This window comes from Streptomyces sp. ICN903 (genome assembly GCF_022015835.1).
Taxonomy (GTDB): domain Bacteria; phylum Actinomycetota; class Actinomycetes; order Streptomycetales; family Streptomycetaceae; genus Streptomyces; species Streptomyces fenghuangensis.
In genome coordinates, this window is the sequence record NZ_JAKMAY010000266.1 from 1 (window position 1) to 8,067 (window position 8,067).

Annotated in this window: 7 protein-coding genes; 1 reads left to right on the plus strand and 6 read right to left on the minus strand. The window is 72.2% G+C overall.

The window, feature by feature from the left end; all coding sequences use genetic code 11:
• Window positions 1–360: 360 nt before the first annotated feature.
• Window positions 361–1,368: a stage II sporulation protein M gene (locus L7D48_RS22595; protein WP_237881882.1), complete on the minus strand. Its 1,008-nt coding sequence runs from the start codon at window positions 1,366–1,368 to the stop codon at window positions 361–363.
• A 142-nt stretch (window positions 1,369–1,510) separates the two neighbouring features.
• Here L7D48_RS22595 and L7D48_RS22600 point away from each other — a divergent pair, with 142 nt between their 5' ends.
• Entirely contained in the window at window positions 1,511–2,518 is a 1,008-nt protein-coding gene (locus L7D48_RS22600; RefSeq protein WP_237881884.1) for an RDD family protein, read from the plus strand.
• Window positions 2,519–2,560: 42 nt separating this feature from the next.
• Here the strand turns inward: L7D48_RS22600 and L7D48_RS22605 are convergent, their stop codons facing one another.
• The 5 genes from L7D48_RS22605 to L7D48_RS22625 form a co-directional block, all read right to left on the minus strand.
• Window positions 2,561–3,175, minus strand: a complete 615-nt coding sequence (locus L7D48_RS22605; protein WP_237881886.1) for a hypothetical protein — start codon at window positions 3,173–3,175, stop codon at window positions 2,561–2,563.
• A 126-nt stretch (window positions 3,176–3,301) separates the two neighbouring features.
• A complete protein-coding gene (gene ahcY / locus L7D48_RS22610) occupies window positions 3,302–4,816 on the minus strand; it encodes an adenosylhomocysteinase (protein ID WP_237881888.1) in 1,515 nt (504 codons plus the stop codon).
• Between the two features lie 401 nt (window positions 4,817–5,217).
• A complete protein-coding gene (locus L7D48_RS22615) occupies window positions 5,218–6,159 on the minus strand; it encodes a cation diffusion facilitator family transporter (RefSeq protein ID WP_237881890.1) in 942 nt (313 codons plus the stop codon).
• Window positions 6,160–6,286: 127 nt separating this feature from the next.
• A complete protein-coding gene (manA, locus tag L7D48_RS22620) occupies window positions 6,287–7,495 on the minus strand; it encodes a mannose-6-phosphate isomerase, class I (protein WP_237881892.1) in 1,209 nt (402 codons plus the stop codon).
• Window positions 7,496–7,588: 93 nt separating this feature from the next.
• On the minus strand, window positions 7,589–8,067 hold a 479-nt coding region (locus L7D48_RS22625; RefSeq protein ID WP_305853170.1), incomplete at its 5' end, for an SIS domain-containing protein.

The window sequence follows — 8,067 nt, forward strand, 5'->3', positions numbered from 1 at the left end:
GGGGTATCAACATATCTGGCGTTGACTTTTGGCACGCTGTTGAGTTCTCAAGGAACGGACGCTTCCTTCGGCACCCCTTCCGGGGCCCCTCCGGGCGCTTCCCTTCGGTGTCTCCGACACTATCAGATTCGCTTTCGCCGATCGAAATCGGCTTCGCTTTCCGACAGGAATTCGGATTGCTTCACCGGGGCCACAGGCTCCCGGCGGAAGCTGGATAGATTTTCATCCGTCTACCCTCGAGGGTACCACCCTCCGGGCAACTTCTAAAATCTACCTCCCGCAGGACCCCCTGTCAAGGGCGCCCTCCGGAACGATCAGAACCGTAGCAGGTCCGGGGGCCTCGATGCACATCGGCTCGTGTCACGCCGCCAGAGGCACCTCGGCGGAGCGGTCGGCGGTCTCCACATCGCCCGTCTCGCCGCTCCTCACGGCCCCGGCGCCCAGCAGGTAGACGTAGGCCAGGAAGGCCAGCTCGGCGGCCACCCCGATGGTGATCCGGGCCCAGGTGGGCAGTCCCGAGGGGGTCACGAAGCCCTCGATGACGCCCGAGACGAAGAGCACCGCAGCCAGGCCGAGCGCCATGCCGATGGCGGCTCGCCCCTCCTCCGCGAGCGCCGTGCGGCGGCTGCGCGGTCCAGGGTCGACGACCGTCCACCCCAGGCGCAGTCCTGTGCCGGCCGCGACGAAGAGAGCGGTCAGTTCGAGCAGGCCGTGCGGAAGGATCAGACCGAGGAAGACGTCCAGGCGGCCCGCCGAGGCCATCAGGCCGATGCCGATTCCGACGTTCAGCATGTTCTGGAACAGCACCCACAGCACCGGTATTCCGAGGAAGACGCCGAAGATCAGGCAGATCGCGGCGGCCTGGGCATTGTTCGTCCACACCTGGGCGGCGAAGGACGTGGCCGGGTTGCTGGAGTAGTACGTCTCGTACTGGCCTCCGGGCCGGGTCATCTCGCGCAGCTGCTCCGGGGCCGCGATGGAGGCCTGGATCTCGGGGTGGGTGCCTATCCACCAGCCGATGAGGACGGCGACCAGCGTGGACAGCAGGGCCGTCGGTATCCACCAGTGCCGGGAGCGGTAGACGGCCGCCGGGAAACCGACCGTGAAGAAGCGCGCCACGTCGCGCCAGGTCGAGCGGCGGGTGCCGGTGACCGCGCTGCGCGCGCGGGCGACGAGCGAGGTGAGCCGGCCGGTCAGCGCGGGGTCGGGGGCGGCGGACTGGATCAGCGACAGATGGGTGGAGGTGCGCTGGTAGAGGGCGACGAGTTCGTCCGCCTCTGCTCCGGTGAGGCGGCTTCGGCGGCGCAGCAGCTCCTCCAGGCGGTCCCACTCGGCCCGGTGGGCGGTGACGAAGACATCGAGGTCCATGGGGAGAGCTTTTCAGATGGGGTGCGGTCGGTCTCGGGCCGCTTGGCGGCCGGTCGGCCGCGGGCGGCAGACTGTGTACGTACCCGGCGCGGGGCGTAAGAGGCGTACACGGGTCCGAGGCGAGGACGAGGAGGCGTACCGGGTGAGTCAGCTCGTGACGGGTGATGCGGTGGTGCTCGGGCTGCGGCCTGCGCGGCTGCCGAGCCGGGCCCTGGCCGTCTTCATAGATCTGGTCGTGCTCTGGAGCGTCTATCTGGCGCTGTCGATGGCGGTGCTGTCGGCCACCGGGTCGCTGGACGACGCGGCCACCGCCGCGATCGCCGTCGCGCTGCTGCTGCTGGTGCTCATCGGCGGACCGGTGGCGGTCGAGACCCTCTCCCACGGCCGTTCGCTGGGGAAGATGGCGTGCGGACTGCGGGTGGTGCGGGAGGACGGCGGGCCGATCCGCTTCCGGCACGCGCTGGTGCGCGGGGCGCTGGGTTTCGTGGAGATCCAGATGACGGTGGGGGTCGTCGCCTGCGTCGCCTCGCTGGTCTCCGCGCGGGGCCGGCGTCTCGGCGACGTGTTCGCCGGGACGCTGGTGGTGCGGGAGCGGGTGCCGGTGTCGCAGCCGGTTCCGGTGCCGCCTCCGCCCCCGTGGGTGGCCGGGCACTTCGCGGGGCTGGACCTGTCGCGGGTGCCGGACGGGCTGTGGCTGGCCGTACGGCAGTACCTGCTGCGCGCGGACCAGCTCGATCCGCAGGTGGGCTGGTCGATGGCGCAGCGCCTGGCGGCCGACGTGGCCGGCTTCACCGGGGCCCCCGTCCCGGAGGGGATGCCTCCGGGTGTGTACCTGTCCGGTGTGGTGGCCGAGCGGCAGGGGCGGGAGGCACAGCGGGCCTTCGGGGGAGACGCCCGGCCGGAGGCCGGGGGGAGCGGTGCCGTGCCTGCGCCGAACGCCCCCGGTGCCGGGACCGGTCCCGTGAGCGGTCCCGGCTCCGCGTGGCCGGCCTCGCCTCCCGCGGAGGCGCCGCCCGCCGGTGCTCCCGCTGTTCCTCCGGCGCCCGCGCCGTCTCCGCCGCGGCCATCGGCCGGCGGCAGTGACGGCGGAGGGGATGCGGACGGCGGGGATGCGGACGGGCCGCGCACCGGCTTCGTCCCCCCGGCCTGACGCCGGCCGGGCAGACCCGCCGAGGACCCGGCCCGGGGCGTGTCAGGCGAACGTCGAGGGTGGTGACTCCAGGTCCTCCAGCTCGACGCCGGGGGCGGCCAGGACGACGTCCCCGGCGATGTGGACGGAGTGCCGCTCACCCGTCTCCAGATCGTCGACCCGGTAGTGGTCCACCGTCAGCGGGCCGCTGTCGGTGGCGTGTGTCCGGCTGTCCACCAGCGCCCAGGCCTGGTCGAGGGTGCGGGGGGCGAGTACGGGGGGCGCGAAGGCGACGAGGCGGACGCGGGTGGCAGGCGCGCCTGGCGCGGGGCGCAGCAGCCTGGCGACGGCGACGAGGAAGGCCGGGGACGCGCCGGTGAAGGCGTGGGCGGGCGCGTTGCCCTCCTGTGCCCGCTCTCCGGACGGGTCGGCGCGTACCCAGGTCACACCGTCGAGGGCGGCACCGCGCACCTGCCAGTGGGGGGTGGTCAGTTCGAGGCGGAGGGGGCGGCCGAGGCCGTCCAGGGTGAGGTCGACCGAGCCCGCGCGGTCTCCGGAGGGTGCGGTGAGCTGTGAGACGTACCGCCAGCCGGACGGGCCGGTGGCGCACTGGAAGTGCTCCTCGCCCAGGGGGGCGCGGTCGTGCGGGTCGTGGAGTGAGTAGCGGCCGCGGGGCATGACGGGATCCTTACGGGTCAGGCCCCCGCCGTGGAGCGGGGGCCTGACGGTGTCGCCTACCTGCTGTGTGACGTGCCGTGTGCCGGCATCGGTGCCAGAGTCAGCGCCGGTGCCGGTGCCGGTGGCTCAGTAGCGGTAGTGGTCGGGCTTGTACGGGCCCTCCACGGGGACGCCGATGTAGGCGGCCTGCTCCGGGCGCAGCACGGTCAGCTTCGCCCCCAGCGCCTCCAGGTGGAGACGGGCGACCTTCTCGTCCAGGTGCTTGGGCAGCACGTACACCCCCACCGGATAGGCGTCCGGCTTGGTGAACAGCTCGATCTGGGCGATGGTCTGGTTGGCGAAGGAGTTCGACATCACGAACGAGGGGTGCCCGGTGGCGTTGCCCAGGTTCAGCAGCCGTCCCTCGGACAGCACGATGATCGACTTGCCGTCCGGGAAGGTCCAGGTGTGCACCTGCGGCTTGACCTCGTCCTTGACGATGCCGGGAATCGCCGCCAGACCGGCCATGTCGATCTCGTTGTCGAAGTGGCCGATGTTGCCCACGATCGCCTGGTGCTTCATCCGCGCCATGTGCTCGGCGAGGATGATGTCCTTGTTGCCGGTGGTGGTCACGAAGATGTCGGCGGTCTCCACCACGTCATCCAGGGTGGCGACCTGGTAGCCGTCCATCGCCGCCTGCAGCGCGCAGATCGGGTCGATCTCGGTGACGATCACCCGCGCGCCCTGGCCGCGCAGCGACTCCGCGCACCCCTTGCCCACGTCCCCGTAGCCGCACACCACGGCCACCTTGCCGCCGATGAGCACGTCGGTGGCGCGGTTGATCCCGTCGATCAGCGAGTGGCGGCAGCCGTACTTGTTGTCGAACTTCGACTTGGTCACCGAGTCGTTGACGTTGATCGCCGGGAAGAGCAGCACCCCCTCGCGCTGCATCTCGTACAGCCGGTGCACCCCGGTGGTGGTCTCCTCCGTCACCCCGCGGATCTCGGAGGCGAGGTTCGTCCACTTGCCCGGCCGCTCGGCCAGGGTGCGGGCCAGCAGGCCCAGGATGACGGCGTGCTCCTCGGACTCGGCCGTGGAGACGTCCGGCACCGCGCCGGCCTTCTCGTACTCCACGCCCTTGTGCACCAGCAGTGTGGCGTCACCGCCGTCGTCCAGGATCATGTTCGGCCCGCCGGTGGGCGTGTCCGGCCAGGTCAGTGCCTGCTCGGTGCACCACCAGTACTCTTCCAGCGTCTCGCCCTTCCAGGCGAAGACGGGCACGCCCCGCGGGTCGTCGGGGGTGCCGTCGGGGCCGACGGCGATGGCGGCGGCGGCGTGGTCCTGGGTGGAGAAGATGTTGCAGGAGGCCCAGCGCACCCGGGCGCCCAGCGCCACCAGGGTCTCGATCAGCACGGCCGTCTGCACCGTCATGTGCAGCGACCCGGTGATCCGCGCCCCGGCCAGCGGCTGGGAAGCGGCGTACTCGCGGCGGATCGCCATCAGGCCGGGCATCTCGTGCTCGGCCAGCGTGATCTCCTTGCGGCCGAACGCCGCCAGGGACAGGTCCGCCACCTTGAAGTCCCGTGCTGTGCCGGTCGAAGCGCCGGTGGAGGTGGCGGTCGCGTCGGTCGATGCGCCGGTGGACGCGTCGGTCGTCGTCATGTGAGAGCTGCTCCTCGGAATCGGTCGAGGTGGTATGGCCGGCTGGTCTGCGGCAGCGGGCAGGCGCGTGGGAGACGGGCACAGCGGCGGTCCGCCGTCGTGTGCCGTCGTCACCGTACGCACCATACGAACGTACGTGTCCCCTGGCCGCAGCGCAGTCCGTCGGAGGCCCTCTCTCCCTCGGCCGGCCCGTGTGGCCGCCCGACCGCCATCAGCAGCGACGTCTGTGCCCTCCCGAGGCTACACGTTCGGTATGCCGTCCGGGCGGGACGGCCTCGGACACCGGACGGCACCGTGGGATTCCGGCCATGTGAACGCGGACGGCCGCGGTACGGCGAAGCGGCCCGGGACGAAGGACCTCGTCCCGGGCCGCTCGCCGTACCGCTTCGCCGTACCGCCGCTCAGAGGGCCTTGGCGGCCTCGTCCGTCTCGTTCGCCCGGTATATGTCCGGCTCCAGGTAGATCACGCGGGCGATCGGGACCGCCGCGCGGATGCGGTGCTCGGCCTCGTCGATCGCCCGGGCGACCTCGGCCGCCGACTCGTGGCTCTCCACCGCGATCTTGGCGGCGACCAGCAGCTCGTCCGGGCCGAGGTGGAGCGTGCGCATGTGGATGATCCGGGTGACCCGCTCGCCGTCGACGATCGCCTCGCGGATCCTCCCGAGCGCCTCCGTGTCGGCGGACTCGCCCAGCAGCAGGGACTTGGTCTCCACGGCGAGGACGATCGCGATGACGACGAGCAGCACACCGATGCAGATGGTGCCGATGCCGTCCCAGACCGGGTCGCCGGTCAGGAGCGCCAGGCCGACGCCGGCCAGGGCCAGGATGAGGCCGACCAGGGCGCCGAGGTCCTCCAGGAGCACGACCGGCAGTTCGGGCGCCTTGGCCCGCCGGACGAACGCCGTCCACGACTGCGTGCCGCGGATCTCGTTGGACTCCTTGATCGCGGTCCGGAAGGAGAAGATCTCGGCGATGATCGCGAAGACCAGAACCCCCACCGGCCAGTACCAGTGGGAGAGTTCGTGCGGGTGCCTGATCTTCTCGTAGCCCTCGTAGAGGGCGAAGAGGCCGCCGACCGAGAACAGGACGATGGCCACGAGGAAGGAGTAGATGTAGCGCTCGCGCCCGTATCCGAAGGGGTGCTCCTCGCTCGCCTTCCTCTTCGCCTTCTTGTGGCCGAGCAGCAGCAGCGCCTGGTTGCCCGAGTCGGCGACGGAGTGGACGCCCTCCGCGAGCATCGACGAGGATCCGCTGAAGGCGAACGCCACGAACTTGGCCGCGGCGATGGACAGATTGGCGCCCAGCGCGGCGACGATCGCCTTGGTTCCGCCTGATGCACTCATGGAAGGTCGGCTCTCCTGGGAAGACGGCAGGGCTTGTCCCGGCGTCCGGGGCCCGGCGCGGGGCTCGCCCCCGTGCCGGGCCCCGGACCTCACGGTGTGGTGGTGCTGTGGTGCGGTCGCACCGCGGTCATACGGCCACGGTCGCGCGGAAGAGAGTACCGCTGCCGAGGACCGCGACGCGCTCGCCCGCCCGTACGAAGGCCGACCGGCCCCGGGGGAGGACGAGTTCGCCGCCCGCGCCGCCCGCGGTCACCTCCCGCAGGGTGATCTCCCCTTCCGTGCACAGCAGGATCTGGGGGGTCCGGTCGTCCAGGTCGTGCGGCTCCGAGCCGGGCGCCAGAACGTACCGGGAGAGCCGGAACTCGTCGACGGGCGTCGCGTACACCTCCTCGCCCCCGGAGGTGGTGCGCGGCCGCAGCACCTCGGGCTCCATCGGCTCGAAGCGGACGACGCGCAGCAGTTCGGGGACGTCCACGTGCTTGGGGGTCAGACCGCAGCGCAGCACGTTGTCGGAGTTGGCCATCAGCTCGACGCCCAGGCCGTCGAGGTAGGCGTGCGGGACGCCGGCGCCGAGGTAGAGGGCTTCGCCGGGCTCCAGGTGCACGACGTTGAGCAGCATCGCGGCCAGGACGCCCGGGTCGCCGGGGTAGTGGCCGGCGATGCCGGCGTAGGCGGCGTACTCCCGGGCGTACGGGCCTTCTCCGGCCGCCAGTCGCCGTGCCGCCGCGGCGGCCGCGCCGACGGTCTCCGCGATCGCCTCCCTCTCGGCGGAGAGTACGGCGGTCAGCACCTCGCTCAGCGCCTCGTCCTCGGGACGGGCTCGCAGGATGTCCGCGTACGGCTTGAGGCCGCCGACGTCCAGGGCCTCCAGCAGGTCGGCGGTCTCGGCGGGGCGGCGGAAACCGCACAGGCCGGTGAAGGGCGTGAGGGCGCAGACGAGTTCGGGTTTGTGGTTGGCGTCCTTGTAGTTGCGGTGCGGGGCGTCGGCCGGGATGCCGCGCTCCTCCTCGTCGGCGAAGCCCTCCCTGGCCTGGGCGAGGTCGGGGTGCACCTGGAGGGAGAGCGGGGAGGCGGCCGCCAGCACCTTGAGCAGGAACGGCAGCCGCGGTCCGAACGCCTCGACGACCGCCGGGCCCAGTTCGCCCTCGGGGTCGGCCGCGATCGCCTCCGACAGGGGTGTTCCGCCTCCGCGGTCGATCCGCGACGGCGCGCCGGGGTGGGCTCCCATCCACAGCTCGGCCTGCGGCTCGCCGGTGGGCTCGGTGCCGAGCAGTTCGGGGATGGCGGTGGTGGAGCCCCAGGCGTAGGGGCGCACGGTGTTGGTGAGGAGGTCCATGCGGGATGGTGTCCTTGGGTCCTTGTTCCGGGCCCGGACCTCGTCGTCCGGGCTCTGACGGCTCGGGCCGCTCCGGCGGGCCGGACGCCCTCGTCAGCGCCGCTCGCCGCCGGCGAGCGCGAGGTAGACGGCCGCGAAGTCCACGGTGGCCAGCAGTTCGGCGGTGGCCTCGAGCGGGGTGCTGCCCTCGGCCGGCTCCAGTTCGCTGACCGGGGTGCCGTGCCCGTACGCCAGGTCTCGGGCGGCGACGGCGGCGGAGTGGGCGGCCGGGGGGCCTTCGCGCAGCAGGACGATCCGGGCGCGCATCGTCTCGGGCTCGTCCACCCTGTCCCGGAAGAAGTCGTCGGTGTCCTCAGCGCCCGCGAAGGAGCCGGTCAGCAGGGCGCCGTGGGCGGTGAGTGCCTCCGGCAGGAGGGCGGCCAGCGCCGGGCGGCCGACGAGCGAGGTGAGGGTGGTGGCGAAGTGGCGGGCGGCGGCGGCCGCGACGGTGCCCTCGCTCCACAGCAGCGGAAGCGCGTCGGAGAGCTCCGCGGCCAGGGTCTTGGCGGGGTTGCCGTAGGTGGGGGCGGCGG

What these genes read in the sequence shown, in the direction of transcription:
- L7D48_RS22595 (WP_237881882.1), bottom strand. Translation starts at nt 1,368, where the DNA reads ATGGACCTCGATGTCTTCGTCACCGCCCACCGGGCCGAGTGGGACCGC.
- manA (WP_237881892.1), bottom strand. Translation starts at nt 7,495, where the DNA reads ATGGACCTCCTCACCAACACCGTGCGCCCCTACGCCTGGGGCTCCACC.
- L7D48_RS22615 (WP_237881890.1), bottom strand. Translation starts at nt 6,159, where the DNA reads ATGAGTGCATCAGGCGGAACCAAGGCGATCGTCGCCGCGCTGGGCGCC.
- L7D48_RS22605 (WP_237881886.1), bottom strand. Translation starts at nt 3,175, where the DNA reads ATGCCCCGCGGCCGCTACTCACTCCACGACCCGCACGACCGCGCCCCC.
- ahcY (WP_237881888.1), bottom strand. Translation starts at nt 4,816, where the DNA reads ATGACGACGACCGACGCGTCCACCGGCGCATCGACCGACGCGACCGCC.